Source organism: Pseudomonas sp. Pc102 (assembly GCF_018408275.1).
Lineage (GTDB): Bacteria > Pseudomonadota > Gammaproteobacteria > Pseudomonadales > Pseudomonadaceae > Metapseudomonas > Metapseudomonas tohonis.
This window is the reverse complement of the sequence record NZ_AP021905.1, coordinates 3,509,475-3,526,757: the sequence shown is the minus strand read 5'-3', so window position 1 is coordinate 3,526,757 and position 17,283 is coordinate 3,509,475. Positions and strand designations below refer to the sequence as shown.

Here is a 17,283-nt window from a genome sequence, read left to right as displayed (position 1 = left end):
ATCGACATGGCCCAGCGGACTCAAAAGGGCCCACCGACCCCGGCGACGGAGTGGGGAAGTCGCCGATAGCGCGTCGGTGGGCCGTGAACTCAGGGGCGGTCGCCTCTCAGGATGTAGGCAGGGATCTGTTCGAGTGGGATTTCCCGGTGCACCGCATCCAGCTTGCGGGCTTCCTTGGGCATGCCGTAGACCACGCAGGTGGCCTCGTCCTGTCCGAGAGTGTAGGCGCCGGCTTCGTACATTTCCCGCAGCCCGCGTGCGCCGTCATCGCCCATGCCGGTCATGATGATGCCCGTGGCGTTGGCCCCCGCAGCGCGGGCCGTGGAGCGGAACAGGACGTCCACCGAGGGCTTGTGCCGGGATACCGGCGGCCCGTCCACGATGTCCACCACGTACTGCGCGCCGTTGCGCTTGAGCAGCATGTGGCGACCGCCGGGGGCGATCAGTGCGCGACCGGGGATCACCCGGTCGCCGTGGCGCGCTTCGCGCACCTCGATCTGGCACAGGCCATCCAGGCGTGCGGCGAAGGCGGCGGTGAACTTCTCCGGCATGTGTTGGACGATGACGATGCCCGGGCAGACGCGAGGCAGGGCGGTGAGCACGTATTCCAGGGCCTGGGTGCCGCCGGTGGAGGTGCCCAGGGCGACGATGCGCTCGGTGGTGCGGGTCATGGCGGCCGGCCCGCCGGCCGGCAGGATGGCGTCGGCGGTGAGCTTGGGCGCCACGGCGGGCGCGGAGGCCGCCGTGGCGCCGGGCAGGCGCTTGAGACGGGCCTGGGAGGCGGCCTTTATGGCGCTGACCAGCTCATCGGTGGCCTCGACCAGGAACTGGCGCAGGTTGCCCTGGGGCTTGGTGACGATGGCCACGGCACCGGCGGCCAGGGCCTCCATGGTGGTGGCAGCGCCTTTCTCGGTCAGGGTCGAGCAGATCACCACCGGGGTGGGGCGCTCTACCATCAGTTTTTTAAGGAAGGAGATGCCGTCCATGCGCGGCATCTCCACGTCCAGCACGATCACGTCCGGCCAGTTGCGGTTCATCCGCTCCAGGGCGAACAGCGGGTCGGCGGCCGCGCCGATTACCTCGATACCACTGTGGCCGGACAGGCTGCCGGTCAGTACCTGCCGCACGACTGCGGAGTCGTCGACGATCATCACCTTGATCTTGTTCATGGCGAGCAGGCCTCGTAGCGCCGACTGGCGAGTTGTTGCGGGTTGGGGTGGCGGAGCGCGATGTTGCCGCTCCACACGTCGAAGATCAGGTTGCGGTAGCCCTCGCCGCCCACATGGCGGGCGTGGCAGGTGAGGCGGTGGGCAGCCAGCAGGGCCAGGCCGGCCTCGATGTTCTGCTGGCCGATGTGCCGGCGCTCGCGGCTGCCGAGCATGTTGCCGCCACCGAACAGGCTGATGCGGTAGTCCGTGGCGCGGGTGCCGCTGTCGCGGATTTCCTGAAGCAGCTGGTCCAGGGCCGCGTCGGCGTAGCGGCCGTCCGGTGCTCGCGCCGGGTGGCGGCAGGAGGGCAGCATGTAGTGGCACATGCCTCCGAGCAGCGCCTGGCGGTGCCAGAGCACGATGGAGACGCAAGAACCCAGCAGGGTGCGCAGGCGGGTGTAGCGATCGCCGAAGTACAGCTCGCCCGGCTGCAGGAATACCTCGACGACGCCCTGGGGCTTACGCATGGGGCCTCCGGTAGATCGACGGGCGCACGGACTGCAGTTCCTCGCTGATGCCGTTGAGGCTCTCCGAATGGCTGACCAGGAAGTAGCCACCCGGGCGCAGGCGTGCGCAGAGGCGCTGTACCACCTGGCGCTTGGTGTCGGCGTCGAAGTAGATCATCACGTTGCGCAGGAAGATCACGTCGAACACGCCCACATCAGGCAGCGCGTTGTTGAGGTTGATCTGGCGGAACTGCACGCGGCGCTTGAGGGCCGGGTCCAGGGTGAACAGCCCCTCGTTGCGCCCGGTGCCCCTGAGGCAGAAGCGCTGGCGAAGGTTGCCGGGGATGCCTTCGGCGTCCTCCACGGGGTAGAGCCCGGCGCGGGCCTTGTCGAGGATGCGCGTGCTGATGTCCGAGGCGAGGATTTCCCAGGGGCTGGCGGCGACCGCGTCAGCCAGTAGCAGGGCCAGGGTGTAGGGCTCCTCGCCGCTGGAGCAGGCGGCGCTCCAGATGCGCAGCGGGCCACTGCCGGTGCGCAGTTCGGTGCCCAGCTTCTCGCGCAGGAACTCGAAGTGCTTGGGTTCGCGGAAGAAGTAGGTCTCGTTGGTGGTGAGCAGGTCGACGGCGATCTGCAGCTCGCCCTTGTCGTTCATCAGCAACTGGTAGTAGTCGCCGTAGCTGCCCAGGCCGAAATGGCGCAGGCGCTTGCTGAGCCGGCCGGCGATGAGCTGGCGCTTGGCTTCCGACATGGCGATGCCGGCGATCTCGTGGATCATCCCGCGGAACTGCTGGAACTCGCGGTTGGAGAGGCTGAGATCGGTCATGGAGGACTCCCGGTCAGGCCGATTGGGGCAGGTCGGCGGCGGCGCCGACGTCAGCCAGGTGGTACAGCTCATCCAGGGACAGCACCTGGCCGATGTCCAGCAGCACCACCAGGCGGCCTTCGAGCTTGGCCATGCCGTGGATGAAGTCTGTGCGGATGCGGGCGCCGAAGCTGGGTGGCGGTTCGATGTCCTGGGTGCCGATCTCGATCACGGCGTTGACCGCCTCGACGACGATGCCCATCACCTGGCGCAGGTCATCACGCTCCACCTCCAGGATGACGATGCAGCTGCGCCGGCTGATGGCGGTCTGCCCGGCGCCGAAGCGCTGGCGCAGGTCCATGATCGGCACCACGCCACCGCGCAGGTTGATCACCCCGAGCACACAGCCCGGCATCATCGGTACCGGGGTCAGGCGGCCGTACTCGATGATCTCGCGGACGCTGCGGGTGCCGACGGCGAACACTTCGTCGGCCAGGGTGAAGGTCAGGTACTGACGGGGCGCATCCGGCTGGGTGGCGTCGCCGGTGCGGCTCAAGACGCTGGACATGCTTCGCTCCTGGGGGCACCGGCAGGTGCCCCGGTCACGGTATCGAAAGGTCGGATCAGTGTTGGAAACGCACGAAGCCTGCGGGTACCGCATCGTCGAACACGTCGCCGTCACTGTCCTCCACCACCCGACGGGGCGCCTTGCGGGCAGCAACGGCCTTGCCCTTGGCGCCGGCGTCACGGCCGGCCTTGCCGGCGCTGGTGACCTTGAAGAAGTCCATCAGTTGCTGCAGTTGCTCGGCCTGCCCACTCATCTCTTCGGCGGTGGCGGCCAGTTCCTCGGCGGAGGAGGCGGACTGCTGGGTGATCTCGCTGAGCTGGCTCATCGCCGTGTTGATCTGGCTGACGCCGGTGGTCTGCTCTTCCGAGGCGGCGGCGATCTCCTGCACCAGGTCGGAGGTCTTGGTGATGGAGGGCACCATCTGGTCCAGCAGGGTGCCGGCGCGTTCGGCCAGGGACACGCTGCTCTTGGCCACTTCGCTGATCTCCTGGGCGGCGACCTGGCTGCGTTCGGCCAGTTTGCGCACTTCGGCGGCTACCACCGCGAAGCCCTTGCCGTGTTCGCCCGCGCGGGCGGCCTCGATGGCGGCGTTGAGGGCCAGCAGGTTGGTCTGGTAGGCGATGTCGTCGACGATGCTGATCTTCTCGGCGATGGTCTTCATGGCCGACACCGTATCGCGCACGGCCTGGCCCCCTTCGTTGGCCTCGCGGGATGCCTTGCTGGCCATGCCGTCGGTGACCTTGGCGTTCTCGGTGTTCTGGGCGATGGAGGCGGACATCTGCTCCATCGAGGCGCTGGTTTCCTCCACCGAGGCGGCCTGTTCAGAGGCGCCCTGGCTCATGCTCTGGGCAGTGGCGGAGATTTCCTCCGAGGCGCTGCTCAGGGAGTCGGCGTTGCTGCGTACTTCACCGATGATCTGGCCGAGCTTCTCGGCCATACCCTTGATGGCGGCGAGCATGCTGCTGGTATCACCGCCCTTGGTCTCGACGTTGACGGTCAGGTCGCCGGCGGCGATGCGGCTGACGATGTCTGCCGCGTAGGCCGGTTCTCCACCCAGCTGACGCAGCAGGTTGCGAGTGATGAAACCGCCCAGCAGAGCGACGATCACCAAGGTGATGACCGATACGGTGATGGAGATCAGCGTGGCCTGCTGGCGGGTGGCTTCGGCACGTTGACCGGCATCGGTGGCCAACTTCACGTTGTAGTCACGGTGCTTGTTGAGCTGCAGCCGCAGAGGCTCGATAAGGCTGCTCTGGAGGTGAATCATGGCATCCCGTGCCTCTTCATTCCGGTTGGTACGAGACAGGACCAGTACGTTTTCCACGTTCTGCAACAGTTCGGTGATCATCTTGCGGTCGCCATCGAACAGGCGCTGATCCTCCTCGTCGGCGATCGTCTTCTCGTAGTCACTGATTGCTGCCAATACGTCCTTGCTGTCCGACTTTATGGTTTCGTCGATGGCAGCCATCGTTTTGTCATCAGTCGTGAGGATGTGGCTATACACGTGCTGGATCTGGATATTCACGGTGTTGCGCAGCTTGTTCAGCGAAACGATGGCGGGTACCGAATTCTCGTTACCGAAGTTGGCCACGGTGTAGACCTGGTTCATCTGCTGGTAGGACACCCCCGAGAGCAGAAGGATGCCAAGCAGGGCGGACATCACCAGGAGGATCATTTTCTTGCTGATGGTCATTTTCAGGACTCCTGTGCGCGTCTGCGCAATCAGACGAGGGACAGTCGGGGGGTGTTGCGCCGGCCGGCCAGGGCGGCGATCTGGTCGACGTTCAGCACCTGCTCCATGCGCAGCAGGGTGAGAAAGCGTTCGTCCACACGGGCGAGGTCTTCGATGTATTCCGGGGGTACGCGGCTGCCGAAGGCGGGGGCCTGGCGCAGGGCGCGCGGCTCGATCTCGGCGACGGCGGTGACGGCGTCCACCAGGGCGCCCATCAGGTGGGCCTCTTCATCGTCCTGCAGCTCGACGATGACGATGCAGGTGCGCGGGCCCAGCTCGGTGCTGCCGAGGCCGAAGCGCTCGGCGAGGTCGATGATCGGCACCACGGCACCGCGCAGGTTGATCACCCCGCGCACCAGTGGCGGCATCATCGGCACCTGGGTGATGGCGTGAAACTCGAGGATCTCCCGCACGTAGCGGGTGGCGACGCCGAACAGGTCACGGCCGACCCGGAAGGTCAGGTACTGGCGCTGTTCTTCGCCGGATTGCAATGCGAGGTCGAGGTTCATCATGCTCAGCTCCCGAAGCGGACGAAACCGCCATCCTGCTCATCGTTATGGAAGGAGGACGTGCTGCGGTGCGGCAGCGTTGCCATCGGGTGGGCCCGTGAACGGTGGGTCGCTTCGCTCGAACTGCCCAGCTGGAAGAACCGCATCAGGTCCTGCAGGCTGGTGGACTGCACGGTCATCTCTTCGGAGGTGGCTGCCAGCTCCTCCGAGGCCGCAGCGTTCTGCTGGGTGATGTCGCTGAGCTGGGTCATGGCGTCGCTGATCTGGTTGACGCCAGTGGTCTGTTCTTCCGAGGCTGCGGCGATCTCCTGCACCAGGTCGGAGGTTCTGGTGATCGAGGGCAGCATCTGGTCCAGCAGTGTGCCGGCGCGTTCGGCCAGGGAGACGCTGCTCTTGGCCACTTCGCTGATCTCCTGGGCAGCCACCTGGCTGCGTTCGGCCAGTTTGCGCACCTCGGCGGCCACCACCGCGAAGCCCTTGCCGTGTTCGCCGGCCCGGGCAGCCTCGATGGCGGCATTGAGAGCCAGCAGATTGGTCTGGTAGGCGATGTCGTCGACGATGCTGATCTTCTCGGCGATGGTCTTCATGGCCGACACGGTGTCGCGCACGGCCTGGCCCCCCTCGTTGGCCTCACGGGCAGCCTTACCGGCCATGCCATCGGTGATCTTGGCGTTTTCGGTGTTCTGGCCGATGGAGGCGGACATCTGCTCCATGGCGGCGCTGGTCTCTTCCACCGAGGCGGCCTGGCTGGAAGCGGCTTGGCTAAGGCTTTGTGCCGTAGCGGAGATTTCTTCGGCGGCACTGCTGAGCATGCTGGTGGACTGGTGTACCTGGCCGATCACGTCGGCGAGCTTGCGCACCGTGGTATTGAGTGACTGCTGCAGTTCGTCGAGGTGACCGTTGTAGCGTCCGCCCATGGTGCGGGTCAGGTCGCCATCGGCCAGCCCCTCGATGACGCTCATGGCTTCACGCAGCGGGGCGATGATGGCCTCCAGTGTGTCGTTGATGCCGTTGACGATGCGCTGGAAGTCGCCCTGGTGGCGGCCCGCATCGGCACGGGTATCGAGGCGCCCGTCCTGGGCTGCCTGGCTGAGCATCTGGGTGTCTTCGATCAGGGCCTGGATGTTGCGACGCAAGGTCTCGATATTGTCGTTGATGAAGGCCTTCTTGCCGGGGAACTGCTCCAGGGGCGCGGTGAGGTCGCCTTCGCTGAAGGCCTTGATACAGGCCATGGCCTTTTTCTTCACGCTGATGTGGCCGGCGACCATGGCGTTGATGCCTTGGGCAATCTCGGCGTAGCTGCCCTGGAAACGCGAGACGTCGATCACCACATCGATGTCGCCTTTGTCGTGTTCAGCAGACATGTGGCGCATTTCGCTCATCAGACCGGTGATATTGCGGCGCAGGGTCTCGATGTTGTCGTTGATGAAGGCCTTCTTGCCGGGGAAGGATTCAAGAGGGGCGCGCAGATCTCCTTCAGCGATGGCACGGACGCAGACCATGGCCTTTTTCTTGACCTCGATGTGGCTTGCAACCAGAGCGTTGATACCCTGGGCCATCTCTCCGTAGAGACCGGGTAGATGGGTATCCAAACTGACGTCGATATCGCCCCGGGCGTGCTCGTCACTGACATGCTTGAGATTTTGGGCTAGCTCGCCGAACTGGCCCGCCATTTGTTGCAGGAGGTCTTGCAGAGAGCCCTTGACTGGGTCGATGGAAAGCGGGCGATGGGGTTCGCCACGTACCAGACGTTCCGCGATTTCAAGCAGGGCCAGGGGGGCGTCGCCCAACTGTCTCTTCAAGGTGTGTTGCAGTAACAATCCCTGCATGGCGACGGCACTGCTGGCCAGCAGAGCCAAGGGAATGGCTGCGGAGGCGGCCAGATTGGTGGCCAGCACCAGCAAACCGATGATGGCGGTGGTGATCAGCGCAGCGATGCGAAGGGTGAGGTTCATTGCAGAGCGCTCCTGAGTGGACTGGAAGGGGCTACGGCACGAGCACTGCCGTTCTGGGTGATTTGGGTTAGCAGGCCGGGGATGTCGAGGATCAGCGCCACCGCGCCGCTGCCGAGGATGGTGAAGCCGGACAGCGACGGGACCTGGCCGAATACCTTGCCGAGGGGCTTGATGACGGTCTGGAACTCGCCGTGGAGCTGGTCCACCACCAGGCCGGCGCGGACCCCGGCGTAGCTGACCACCACCACGTTCTCCCGGCGGGGCCGCAGGCTGGCTTCCTCGAACAGGTTGCGCAGGCGGATGAAGGGCAGCACGTCGCCGCGCAGGTCCAGCTGGTCGAGGTCGTCCAGCTCGCTGCTGGGCAGCTCGATGCATTCCTCCACCATGTCCAGGGGCACCACGTAGCTGGAGCTGCCGACGCCGATGAGGAAGCCGTCGATGATGGCCAGGGTCAGCGGCAGGCGGATGCGTACGCAGGTGCCGGCGCCCAGTTGGCTGTCCAGCTCCACCGTGCCGCGCAGGGCGGTGATGTTGCGCTTGACCACGTCCATGCCGACGCCGCGGCCGGAGAGGTTGCTGATCTGGTCGGCGGTGGAGAAGCCCGGCTCGAAGATCAGGTTGAAGGTGTCCTTGTCCGAGAGCTGCTGGCCTTCGGTGATCAGGCCGCGCTGCACGGCCTTGGCGATGATCTTCTGCGGGTTGAGGCCGCCGCCGTCGTCGCTCACTTCGATGACGATGCCGCCGGCCTCGTGGTAGGCGTTCAGGCGCACCACGCCCTGCAGGGGCTTGCCGCTGGCGCGACGTTGCTCGGCCGGCTCGATACCGTGGTCCATGGCGTTACGCACCAGGTGGGTGAGGGGGTCGCCGATCTTCTCCACCACCGTCTTGTCCAGCTCGGTGTCGCCGCCGCTGATGTGCAGGACGATGTCCTTGCCCAGCTCCTTGGAGACGTCGCGCACCACCCGCTGGAAGCGGTTGAAGGTGGCGCCGATCTGCACCATGCGCAGGGTCAGGGCGGAGTCGCGGACTTCCTCCACCAGGCGCGAGAGGGTCTCGGCGGACTCGCTCATGTTCACCAGGCCGCAGCCCTGGGCGAGCATGCGGGTGTTGGCGCCGGCGATGATCAGCTCGCCCACCAGGTTGATCAGCTGGTCCAGCTTGCCGGCGTCGACGCGGATCAGGTTGGCGTCGCCGCTGGCGCGGGCGGTTTCCTTGAGGGCCTTGCCGACGGCGGCGGTCTCGCCCGGTTCGGCGGCGGCCGCCGGTGCCTCGGGGCTGGAATCGGCCTGGGCGTCGTTGGCCTGCGGGGCATCGAGGCTGGCCAGTTCGGCTTCGCTCAGGGTGCCGCAACGCAGCAGGCGCTGGCGCTGGGCCTCGCCTTCATCGGTCTGCTCGGCCAGCAGCTCGGCGTAGCGGGCAAGGGGCGCGCCGGGCGGCAGGATGCGGATGCGGCCCTCTGCGCGGACGAAGTCGAAGGCGCCTTCGATCACCGCCTGGTCGGCCTCGGTGGTGAAGGCCACTTCCAGGCCCAGGTAGCAGGCTTCGGGATCGAGGGCCTCGAAGCTGGGCAGGTGGTCGAGCACCGGTTCGATGTGCAGCAAGTCGCCGAAGGTGACGAGGTAGCGCAGGAAGGACACCGGGTCCATGCCATCGCGCAGGCTGTCGGCACCGAAGCGCAGGGACAGGTGCCAGTGCTGGCTGGCGACGCCATCGCGGGGGGCTGCTGCGCATTCGGAAGGCGTTTCGGCGGTGGCGGCCGGGGTGCTGTTCAGGAACTGGCTGAGGCGTTGCACCAGTTCGGCTTCGTGGATGCCCATCACCTCCGGCAGCTCGGCCAGGTCGCGGCCCTCGGCAAGGTGGTCCACCAGGCCGACCAAGTGGTCGCCCACCAGCAGCATCAAGGCGCTGAGGTCGGCGCTGAACGGCAGTTCGCCGGCGCGGACGCGGTCCAGCACGCTCTCGGCCACGTGGGTGAAGGCGACGATGGAGTCGAAGCCGAACAGCCCGGAGGAGCCCTTGATGGTGTGGGCGGCGCGGAAGATGGCGTTGATCAGTTCGGGATCTTCTGGGGATTGCTCGATCTGCAGCAGGGCGTCTTCCATCTGCTGCAGCAGTTCCCGGCTTTCGGCGATGAAGGTGCCGATCACGCTGTCGAGGTTCATCAGTTCAGCCCTCCGATGGGGAGCAGGTCACGCAGGCCGCTCAGTCGCAGGATCTCGGTCATGGCCAGGCTGGCCCCTTCGAGGCTGAGGTGGACGTGTTGGCGCCGGGCTTCCTGGCAGGCCGCCAGCAGCAGCTGCAGGCCGGCGCAATCCACTTCTTCGATGGCGCTGAGGTCCAGGTGCAGGGCCACCGCGCCTTGCAGGGCGTTGGCCAGCAGCAGCTTGGTGTCGGCGGCGGTGTAGATGGTCAGCGCGCTGTCCAGGGCCAGGAGGCGGCTGCCATCGAGGGATTCAAGGGTGCTCATGGCAGTCTCCCGATCAGGGCAGGATCAGCTTGGAAACGGCCGTCAGCATCTGGGCCGGCTGGAAGGGCTTGACCACCCAGGCCTTGGCCCCGGCGGCCTGGCCTTCGGCCTTCTTGGCGTCGCCGGCCTCGGTGGTGAGCATGATCACGGGGGTGAACTTGTAGGCCGCCAGCTGCTTGACGTTCCTCAGGAAGGTGAGGCCGTCCATGTTCGGCATGTTCACGTCGCTGATGATCAGGTGGACCTTGCGGCCGTCCAGCTTGGTCAGCGCGTCCTTGCCGTCGACGCCTTCGAGCACGTCGTAGCCGGCGTTTTTCAAGGTCATGCCCACCACCTGGCGGATGGAGGCGGAGTCGTCGACGATGAGAATGGTCTTGGCCATGATCGGTCCTCAGAAGAAGGTGATGTCGGAAGCGGAATTGCTGGCGCCGGCGCTGCCCGGGCCGCCTTTGCGGCCGTGGTGGATGGCGTGCTGTTCGGGGGTGGTGTAGGTGCGGGAGAGTTCGTCGAGCCAGGAGCGGGCGTCCACGTGGCGGGCATCGTCCTGCTCCAGGTGCTGGGCCAGGCGGCCGATGTCGTCGCGCATGTGGCCGAGCATCTGGCTGACCCGGTCCTGGAACTGCAGGGCCACCAGCACCTCGGAGATTTCATCGCCGACCACGGCGTTGTCATTGCGCAGGGCGTTGCCGTGCTCCACCAGCCGGGTAGCGCCGGAACGGAACTGGGCGATCACCTGGCGGATCACCTGGCTGGCGTTCTCCAGGGTCCCGGCGTCGCGGGTGGCGTGCTCGTTGGAGACTTGCAGGGTGCGCTCGATGGCGCCGCTGACGGTCTCGATGGTGTCGCCGATGCGCTTGCCGGTTTCCTCGGAGAGGGTGGAGAGCTTGCGCACTTCGTCGGCGACCACGGCGAAGCCGCGACCGGCCTCACCGGCGCGTGCAGCTTCGATGGCGGCGTTGAGGGCCAGCAGGTTGGTCTGCTTGGCCACGTCGCCCACTTCCTTGGCCATGGTGCGCAGCTGGGCGGTGTAGCTGTTGAGCCGCTCCACCTCCTGCAGCAGGCTCTCCTTGCTGGAGAGCGCCAGGCGCAGCTGGCTGACGATGTCTTCCAGCTCCACCTCGCTCTGGGCCAGCAGGGTGACCAGGGCATCGCTGTCGGCCTGCATGCCGCTGGAGACGGCGTCGCTGATGCGGCCGGCGAGGCGGGCGAAGCGCTCGGATAGGGCTTCGATGGCGGTCTGGGTCTGGTGGCGTGCCGATTCGATCTGCGCCGACCAGACCGGTGCGATGTTGGCGCACAGCTCCGGCAGGCCCTGTACGTGGCGCTCGGCTTCCTGGCGGGCACCTTCGGCCAGGGCTTCGTCATGGGTACGGTGCAGTGCTTGCTGGTGGGCGCCATCGCGCTGGGCGATGACGACCCACAACAGCAGCGTGGGTGCCACGGCCGCCAGGGACCAGGCCGGGGAGGGGAACTGGCTGGCCGTCCAGAACAGCAGCGCGCAACCGGCACCGCAGAAGGCGATGGGCAGCCAGGGGACGCTGGAAGTGGGGTTCGGGCTCGTCACGGTCGCGCTCCATCAGGACACGGGGCCCGCAGCGGCGGTGCGTTGCGGGGTTGTGTCCAGCATGGGCGCGGGGCGCGATCGGCCCTATCGTCCTATCCCGGTGATGGCATAAGGACATCCTGTTTTTCTGTAGGGATTTCCCGAGGGGCTGCGTTGCGACGTTTCGCAGGATGCGGTGGGGCCACGAGCCGCACCGCAGTGGCGCCGACCGCTCAGGCCGTCAGGCCGTGGGTCATGGCGTACTTGATGATGTCGGCGTTGCAGGTGAAGCCCATCTTCTCCATCAGCCTGGTCTTGTGGGTGCTGACGGTCTTGTTGCTGATCACCAGCTGGTCGGCGATCTGGTTGACGCTCAGGCCCTGGGCCAGCAGGCGGAGGATCTGGAACTCGCGGTCGGAGAGCTGTGCGGCGGCATCGTCCGCGGGGTTGCTGCTGGCGAAGGCGAGCTGCTCGGCGATGCGCGGGTCCAGGTAGCGGCCACCGTCGGCGACCCGGTGGATGGCGGCCAGCAGGGTCTCCGGGTTGTGGTCCTTGGTCAGGTAGCCGTTGGCGCCGGCGCGCAGGGCGCGTTGGGCGATCTGTGCCTCGTTGTGCATGCTCAGCACCAGGATCGGCAGGCGCGGGTAGCGCCCATGCACGCGGCTGATCAGGTCCTCGCCGCTGAGCCCGGGCATGCTCATGTCCAGCAGCAGCAGGTCGAACTCGCCCGTCCGCAGCTGTTCCAGCACCTGGGCGCCGTTCTCCGCCTCGGCCGCCACCTGCAGGCGGGCATCGAACTCGATCAGTTGCTTGAGGCCGCCGCGCATGATGGCGTGGTCATCGGCGATGAGGATGCGGGTCATGGTGACTCCGAAGGCTCGTTGACGGGGAAGGTGGCCTGCACTGTGGTGCCCTGGCCCGGGTGGCTGAAGATCACCACCTCGCCGCCCAGGCTTGTGCCGCGCTCGCGCATGCCGGCCAGGCCCAGGGAGCGTTTGCTGACCTTGGCCGGGTCGAATCCGTGGCCGTTGTCGGTGATGTCCAGCACGTAGCGGTCATCGACCTGTTCCAGGCTGACCACCGCGCGGCTGGCACCGGAGTGGCGGGCGATGTTGGTCAGTGCCTCCTGGACGATGCGGAAGGCGGTGGTGGCCTGGCTGTCGTCCAGGGCCGGTGCGCCGCTGTGGGCCACCAGCTCGCAGGCGATCTGCGTGTGGTGGCTGCGGAATTCGTCGATCAACCACTCCAGCGCCGGGTACAGCCCCATGTTCAGTGCCGCTGGACGCAAGCTGGTCGCGATGAAACGGACCACGCCGATAGTGCGGTCGCACAGCGCCATGAGGCGTTCCACACCCTCGCCGAGCCCCGGGGCCCGCTCGCCGTACTGCAGGCGCAGCAGGGAAATGCCCATGCGCAGGGCGGTGAGGTGTTGGCCGAGTTCATCGTGGATCTCCCGGGCGATGAGCTTGCGCTCCTCCTCGCGGGCGCTTTCCCGGCGGCTCGACAGCTCGCGCAGCTGGCGGTTGCTGGCCGCCAGGTGGCGTTCCGCCTTGCGGATGCCGCTGATGTCGCGGGCCACCGAGATGACGCTAGTCACCTCGCCCTCGGCATTGCGCTCAGGAACAAGTTGCATGAGGTAGTGGATCTGCTGGTCGGCCGGGCCTTCGATGCCGTGGATCAGTTCCTCCTCCATGGATTCGCCCGTGGTGGCCACCTCGCGCACCAGGTCGGCCATGATGTCGACCTGCGAGTTGTCGCCGAAGGCTTCCCGCGCCGGCCGGCCACGGGCCTCCACCAGGGGCAGGCGACACAGCGCCTCCAGGGCCGGGTTGGCGTAGATCAGGCGGAAGTCGGGGGTCAGCCGGCCGATGGCATCGGGGGTGTTCTCGATCAGGGCGCGGAATTGCCGCTCGTTGCGCAGCAGGGCGTTGGCGATGCGTCGCCGCTCGGTGAAGTCGTGAACCAGCACGAGGCTGTAGGGGCGCTGGTCGTAACGGAAGCTGTTGAACTGCAGCGTTACATAGCGTGGAGATTCCTCCCCCGGGGCATGCAGCTCGCAGCTGAGCACACGATGGGTGTCCAACGCTTCCTGCAGGCCATCCACACCTGCGAAAAGTTCGGCGAATTGCTCGGTCAGCAAGGACAGCACCGGTGCCAGCGGCTGCCCGACGAGGTGCTGGCGCGGCTGGCCGATCAGTTGGCAGGCGGCCTCATTGATATAGCGGATGTTCTGCTCGCCATCGAGCAGCATGACGCCATCGGCGGTGTAATCCAGGGCGAAGCTCAGCAGGTGCATCTGCTCGGCCCGCTCCCGGTGCCCGGCAAGGGGTTGCAGGCGCACCAGGTAATGGGTGGGCTGGCTGCGACCGTCCTCGACCATGCTCAAGCCCAAGTGCAACCAGCGGTACTCGCCGGACGAGGTGGTGAAGCGCATCTCGCCGCAGGACAGGTCGTCGTGCTGGCGACGTGCGCGGTCGAGGGCCTCGCCTAGCGCCTGGTGATCCCTGGGGTGCAGCAGGCTCTCCAGGGACGTGCCGAGGATGGTCTGCCGGGAGCGCCCGAGCAGTTCCTCCGAGGCCCGGTTGACATGGCGGACGGTGCCGTCCAGTTCGAGCAAGGCCAGCCCCACTGACGACGACTCGAATGCCCGACGAAAGATATCTCCCCCAGCGCTTTGGCCCATGACTTCCCCGATCACGTGCGATGCGACTGACCGAGTATGGATCAGTGGCGAAGTGCTGGCAGGACTTTTGCTCCGGCCTGCCACTGACGCAGCGACGACGGGGGGCGCTCCAGCGCTTCCCAAGGCAGATGGCCATACCCGGGGCCCGCCAGGGTTCAGGGGGTGGGCGGTTCGACACCCTGTTCGCGGTAGATGGACACCACCTCGCCGCTGCGGCGCATGGCCTGCAGCTCGCGACCGAGGCGATCGTAGAGCGCCGCACGGCCACTGTCATGGAGCTTTTGCGAGGCGGCGAAGCGGTTCTCGATGTGGATCGGCTCGCGCAGCCCGGCGTAGGTGAAGTCGCGGAAACGGATGTTTTCGAAGGCGATGTCGATGGCCGTCTTGTCCAGCACCACGATGGCATCGATTCTGCCCGCCTTGAACATGCGCACGAGGATGTCGTCGTCCACCGCCGGCTGCTTGTGCAGCGCGGCGTCGGCGTCGAAGCGCGGGAAGTACAGGGTGCTGCGTTTGACGCCGATGCGCAGTGACGCCAGGTCTTCGTAGCGTTCCACCCGCTGGTTGGGGCGGATGGCGAAGAGGATGTCCTTGTCCTGGGTGCCGATGCTCGGCAGGTAATGCAGATAGTGGTCACGCTCCGGGTCGGGCAGGACACGCGGCACCAGGTCGATGCGCCCTTCGCGCAGGTCGGCCAGGCTACGGGCGAAAGGCGCGTAGCGCCATTCCAGCTGCAGCCCGGCCCGCTCGGCGGCCACCTCCAGCACCCGTACCAGCGGGCCGGTGGGGCGGCCGTCGATGCTCCACATCTCGGGCGGGCGGTCGCGCAGGTCCACGCGCAGGGTGTCGGCTCCGGCCAGCGCCAAAGCCGGGAACAGCAGGAGGAGAAAGGCAGGAAGAAATCGCATGGGGAGGTTCTTCTGTTATGGCCCGCGCTCGTCGAGGAGCGTGGATGCCTGAACTGTGGTGCCGAAATCACAGAGGCGCAAGCCGACTCCCGTGTCGAGCACCGATGAGAAACGCCATGCCGTCGGCTAGGTGCCGAAGGCGCTACCGGCATCCTGCAGAAGTGCGGGGCGTCGTCGGCATGCACCCCGGGGAATGGGCACGAAGCCACTCGGGCTCCACCCCCTCTGCTGGGGCGTCCCCTTTTGCGTCGGGTGTAGCCCGAGTGGTGGGCTTCAGCGAAGGTCCGGACGCGACCCCATGCACAGGTCGCCGAGCAGCGTGCCGTAAGGCCAGGCGCCGCAGGGCCAGGGGCATCGAGGCGCTGGCGGCGAGCTTGGCGCGGCGGGCAGTGGCTGCCCGCGCGCACTCAGTCGCCGTCGAAGGCACGCTGCAAGGCAGCGATGTCCAGCTTCTTCATGCCGAGCATGGCCTGGAAGGCGCGCTGGGACTTCTCGCCGTCCTGCGCCTGCATCATGGCAATCATCGCCCGGGGCACGATCTGCCAGGAGAGGCCGAACCTGTCCTTCAACCAGCCGCATTGCTGTGCCTCCACCGGCCCCCCGGCGCCGAGCGCGTTCCAGTAATGGTCCACCTCGTCCTGGTCGTGGCAGTCCACCTGCAGCGAAATGGCTTCGTTGAAGCGGAACGCCGGGCCACCGTTGAGCGCGGTGAAGAGCTGGCCATCCAGTTCGAAGGCGAGGGTCATGATGCTTCCGGGCGGGCGACCGTGGATGGCCCTGCCGGCTTCGCCGTAGCGGCTGATGGCGGTGATGCGCGAGTTGGGGAAGATGCCGATGTAGAAATCGACGGCCGCTTCTGCCTGGTCGTCGAACCACAGGCAGGGGGTGATGCGCGGGTGGATGGGCATGGCGGTTCTCCAGTCGGGGCCGGTCCGAGGATAGCCGGCCTGGAAATGGTCGTTTGGCGCGACCGCAGATCGACAGGCACGCTCAACGCTTCTGGGACTTGCGCGGCGGCGTTTCGGCGGGGGGCTCGTGCGGCGGTCGTGGGCTGTCGCCGTCGCTGCGTACCTGGGCATGGCTGATCAGGGCGAAGATCAGGCTGCCGCCGACGATATTGCCGGCCAGGGTGGGGCCGGCGAAGGTCAGCCAGAATTCACGCCAGTCCAGATGCCCGGCGAACACCAGGTAGGACACCTCGGCCGAGCCGACCACGATGTGGGTGAAGTCGCCGAGCGCCATCAGGTAGGTGATGAGGATGATGATCCACAGCTTGGCGCTTTCCTGGGAGGGGATCATCCAGACCATGGTGGCGATCATCCAGCCTGAGACGATGCCCTTGGCAAACATCTGCCCGACGTCGTTCTCCATCACCTTGCGGCCGATGTCGAGAAAGGCGGCGTCGGTGGCCGCATCGAAGATCGGCAGGCGCAGCATCACCCAGGCCACCAGCAGGGTGCCGGCCAGGTTGCCCGCCAGCACCACGCTCCACAGGCGCAGCAGGCGCCCGACGTTGTTCAGGGTGGGCTTGCTCATCACCGGCAGCACGGCGGTGAGGGTGTTCTCGGTGAACAGTTGCTGGCGCGCCAGGATCACCGCGAGGAAGCCGGCGCAATAGCCGAGGCTGGCGATCACCTTGCTCGCCTCGCCGTCGGGCAGGCGCGAGTTGAACAGCCCCATGGCCATCAGGGACAGGCCCATGGTCAGGCCGGCAGCCAGCGCCGACCACCAGAGCGCGGCGACGTTGCGTTCCAGCTCCTGGTCGCCCTGGGTGCGGATGATCTCGTGCAGCACCGCCGCGCGGGGCGGCTGGTTCTCGTTGACGTCCTGCTTCTCGCGGGCGGACAGCCCCGGCGTCTTGCCGTCGTTGGCCTGGCTCATGCGGGTTACCGTTGTGGTTGGGCGTATCGGTTGATCGTCGGAAGGCCCGGGAAGTTCGCCGTCTCGCGCTTGTCAGCGCCGGGTGGCTGGCTACGCTTTCATCACCCCATCGACGATTCGCCGCGAGCGGCGCCGTCGATCACAGCGAGGCGGGGCCGCTCTGGGCGAAGGTGGCGGCCATGCCGGTGGTTCGCTACACGGCCTTCGGCTTCCAGGGCAACGAAAGAAGATGGGATGGGACCTGAGCAAGCGCAACGGCGCCGGGCACAAGGGATTCGTCACCGACCTGGCATTCCATGCGGCGGAGCAGGGCGAGCCCGCCTACCAGGACAGATCGGCCGGCTGTGGCGACACCCAGCAGGCCTGCACCTATTTCAATATCGATGGCTTGAGCGTCTGCATGGTGGGGCATATCCACGTGCAGCTGCAGGTGGCGCGCAGCGGCGCCGGTTCGTCGGCGGGCTGGCTGGGCTGGTCGGCGCGGCTGGCCGAGCCCCGTTTCGCCGCGCTGGCGGGGGCCGGTCACCTGCCGATGGGAGGAAGGCAGGCCCGCTGAGGGGCCTGCGCGGAAGGAGCCTCAG

General features: G+C 66.8%; 17 protein-coding genes. 1 reads left to right on the top strand and 16 read right to left on the bottom strand.

The window, feature by feature from the left end:
* Positions 1 to 89: 89 nt before the first annotated feature.
* The 16 genes from PHLH3_RS16230 to PHLH3_RS16155 all read right to left on the bottom strand — a co-directional run bounded on the left by PHLH3_RS16230 (position 90) and on the right by PHLH3_RS16155 (position 16,702).
* Positions 90 to 1,169 carry a chemotaxis response regulator protein-glutamate methylesterase gene (locus tag PHLH3_RS16230; RefSeq protein WP_213624920.1) on the bottom strand — a complete coding sequence of 360 codons (1,080 nt, stop codon included), beginning with the start codon at positions 1,167 to 1,169 and terminating at the stop codon, positions 90 to 92.
* A complete protein-coding gene (locus PHLH3_RS16225; protein ID WP_213624919.1) occupies positions 1,166 to 1,675 on the bottom strand; it encodes a chemotaxis protein CheD in 510 nt (169 codons plus the stop codon). The genes PHLH3_RS16230 and PHLH3_RS16225 overlap by 4 nt, the downstream gene beginning before the upstream one ends.
* Positions 1,668 to 2,477 carry a protein-glutamate O-methyltransferase CheR gene (locus tag PHLH3_RS16220; protein ID WP_213624918.1) on the bottom strand — a complete coding sequence of 270 codons (810 nt, stop codon included), beginning with the start codon at positions 2,475 to 2,477 and terminating at the stop codon, positions 1,668 to 1,670. The genes PHLH3_RS16225 and PHLH3_RS16220 overlap by 8 nt, the downstream gene beginning before the upstream one ends.
* Before the next feature lie 13 nt (positions 2,478 to 2,490).
* On the bottom strand, positions 2,491 to 3,024 hold the full coding sequence (locus tag PHLH3_RS16215; protein ID WP_213624917.1) for a chemotaxis protein CheW: 534 nt from the start codon (positions 3,022 to 3,024) through the stop codon (positions 2,491 to 2,493).
* Positions 3,025 to 3,079: 55 nt separating this feature from the next.
* Positions 3,080 to 4,717 (bottom strand): methyl-accepting chemotaxis protein, encoded by a 1,638-nt coding sequence (locus PHLH3_RS16210; RefSeq protein ID WP_213624916.1) that lies wholly within the window; start codon positions 4,715 to 4,717, stop codon positions 3,080 to 3,082.
* A gap of 29 nt (positions 4,718 to 4,746) precedes the next feature.
* Positions 4,747 to 5,268: a chemotaxis protein CheW gene (locus tag PHLH3_RS16205; protein WP_244862891.1), complete on the bottom strand. Its 522-nt coding sequence runs from the start codon at positions 5,266 to 5,268 to the stop codon at positions 4,747 to 4,749.
* A 2-nt stretch (positions 5,269 to 5,270) separates the two neighbouring features.
* Positions 5,271 to 7,220: a methyl-accepting chemotaxis protein gene (locus PHLH3_RS16200; protein WP_213624915.1), complete on the bottom strand. Its 1,950-nt coding sequence runs from the start codon at positions 7,218 to 7,220 to the stop codon at positions 5,271 to 5,273.
* Complete coding sequence (locus PHLH3_RS16195) at positions 7,217 to 9,382, bottom strand: chemotaxis protein CheA (RefSeq protein ID WP_213624914.1); 2,166 nt, start codon at positions 9,380 to 9,382, stop codon at positions 7,217 to 7,219. Before PHLH3_RS16195 ends, PHLH3_RS16200 begins: the two co-directional genes overlap by 4 nt.
* Complete coding sequence (locus PHLH3_RS16190) at positions 9,382 to 9,687, bottom strand: STAS domain-containing protein (RefSeq protein WP_213624913.1); 306 nt, start codon at positions 9,685 to 9,687, stop codon at positions 9,382 to 9,384. Before PHLH3_RS16190 ends, PHLH3_RS16195 begins: the two co-directional genes overlap by 1 nt.
* Before the next feature lie 13 nt (positions 9,688 to 9,700).
* The gene (locus PHLH3_RS16185; RefSeq protein WP_213624912.1) at positions 9,701 to 10,069 is read right to left on the bottom strand and encodes a response regulator; all 369 of its coding nucleotides are present in this window, start codon (positions 10,067 to 10,069) and stop codon (positions 9,701 to 9,703) included.
* Positions 10,070 to 10,078: 9 nt separating this feature from the next.
* Complete coding sequence (locus PHLH3_RS16180) at positions 10,079 to 11,251, bottom strand: methyl-accepting chemotaxis protein (RefSeq protein ID WP_213624911.1); 1,173 nt, start codon at positions 11,249 to 11,251, stop codon at positions 10,079 to 10,081.
* A gap of 212 nt (positions 11,252 to 11,463) precedes the next feature.
* Entirely contained in the window at positions 11,464 to 12,093 is a 630-nt protein-coding gene (locus PHLH3_RS16175; RefSeq protein WP_213624910.1) for a response regulator transcription factor, read from the bottom strand.
* Positions 12,090 to 13,913, bottom strand: a complete 1,824-nt coding sequence (locus tag PHLH3_RS16170) for a PAS domain-containing protein (protein WP_213624909.1) — start codon at positions 13,911 to 13,913, stop codon at positions 12,090 to 12,092. Before PHLH3_RS16170 ends, PHLH3_RS16175 begins: the two co-directional genes overlap by 4 nt.
* A 155-nt stretch (positions 13,914 to 14,068) precedes the next feature.
* A complete protein-coding gene (locus PHLH3_RS16165; RefSeq protein WP_213624908.1) occupies positions 14,069 to 14,821 on the bottom strand; it encodes a transporter substrate-binding domain-containing protein in 753 nt (250 codons plus the stop codon).
* Positions 14,822 to 15,228: 407 nt separating this feature from the next.
* Positions 15,229 to 15,729: a VOC family protein gene (locus PHLH3_RS16160; RefSeq protein ID WP_213624907.1), complete on the bottom strand. Its 501-nt coding sequence runs from the start codon at positions 15,727 to 15,729 to the stop codon at positions 15,229 to 15,231.
* A gap of 82 nt (positions 15,730 to 15,811) precedes the next feature.
* Positions 15,812 to 16,702, bottom strand: a complete 891-nt coding sequence (locus PHLH3_RS16155) for a formate/nitrite transporter family protein (protein WP_213624906.1) — start codon at positions 16,700 to 16,702, stop codon at positions 15,812 to 15,814.
* Between the two features lie 229 nt (positions 16,703 to 16,931).
* On the opposite strand from PHLH3_RS16155, the gene PHLH3_RS16150 reads away from it, so the two are divergent.
* Positions 16,932 to 17,258 (top strand): hypothetical protein, encoded by a 327-nt coding sequence (locus tag PHLH3_RS16150; RefSeq protein ID WP_213624905.1) that lies wholly within the window; start codon positions 16,932 to 16,934, stop codon positions 17,256 to 17,258.
* Positions 17,259 to 17,283: the final 25 nt, after the last annotated feature.

Coding starts and splice junctions, on each gene's coding strand:
- PHLH3_RS16230 (WP_213624920.1), bottom strand. CDS start 1,169: ATGAACAAGATCAAGGTGATGATCGTCGACGACTCCGCAGTCGTGCGG.
- PHLH3_RS16225 (WP_213624919.1), bottom strand. CDS start 1,675: ATGCGTAAGCCCCAGGGCGTCGTCGAGGTATTCCTGCAGCCGGGCGAG.
- PHLH3_RS16220 (WP_213624918.1), bottom strand. CDS start 2,477: ATGACCGATCTCAGCCTCTCCAACCGCGAGTTCCAGCAGTTCCGCGGG.
- PHLH3_RS16215 (WP_213624917.1), bottom strand. CDS start 3,024: ATGTCCAGCGTCTTGAGCCGCACCGGCGACGCCACCCAGCCGGATGCG.
- PHLH3_RS16210 (WP_213624916.1), bottom strand. CDS start 4,717: ATGACCATCAGCAAGAAAATGATCCTCCTGGTGATGTCCGCCCTGCTT.
- PHLH3_RS16205 (WP_244862891.1), bottom strand. CDS start 5,268: ATGATGAACCTCGACCTCGCATTGCAATCCGGCGAAGAACAGCGCCAG.
- PHLH3_RS16200 (WP_213624915.1), bottom strand. CDS start 7,220: ATGAACCTCACCCTTCGCATCGCTGCGCTGATCACCACCGCCATCATC.
- PHLH3_RS16195 (WP_213624914.1), bottom strand. CDS start 9,382: ATGAACCTCGACAGCGTGATCGGCACCTTCATCGCCGAAAGCCGGGAA.
- PHLH3_RS16190 (WP_213624913.1), bottom strand. CDS start 9,687: ATGAGCACCCTTGAATCCCTCGATGGCAGCCGCCTCCTGGCCCTGGAC.
- PHLH3_RS16185 (WP_213624912.1), bottom strand. CDS start 10,069: ATGGCCAAGACCATTCTCATCGTCGACGACTCCGCCTCCATCCGCCAG.
- PHLH3_RS16175 (WP_213624910.1), bottom strand. CDS start 12,093: ATGACCCGCATCCTCATCGCCGATGACCACGCCATCATGCGCGGCGGC.
- PHLH3_RS16170 (WP_213624909.1), bottom strand. CDS start 13,913: ATGGGCCAAAGCGCTGGGGGAGATATCTTTCGTCGGGCATTCGAGTCG.
- PHLH3_RS16165 (WP_213624908.1), bottom strand. CDS start 14,821: ATGCGATTTCTTCCTGCCTTTCTCCTCCTGCTGTTCCCGGCTTTGGCG.
- PHLH3_RS16160 (WP_213624907.1), bottom strand. CDS start 15,729: ATGCCCATCCACCCGCGCATCACCCCCTGCCTGTGGTTCGACGACCAG.
- PHLH3_RS16155 (WP_213624906.1), bottom strand. CDS start 16,702: ATGAGCCAGGCCAACGACGGCAAGACGCCGGGGCTGTCCGCCCGCGAG.
- PHLH3_RS16150 (WP_213624905.1), top strand. CDS start 16,932: ATGGGATGGGACCTGAGCAAGCGCAACGGCGCCGGGCACAAGGGATTC.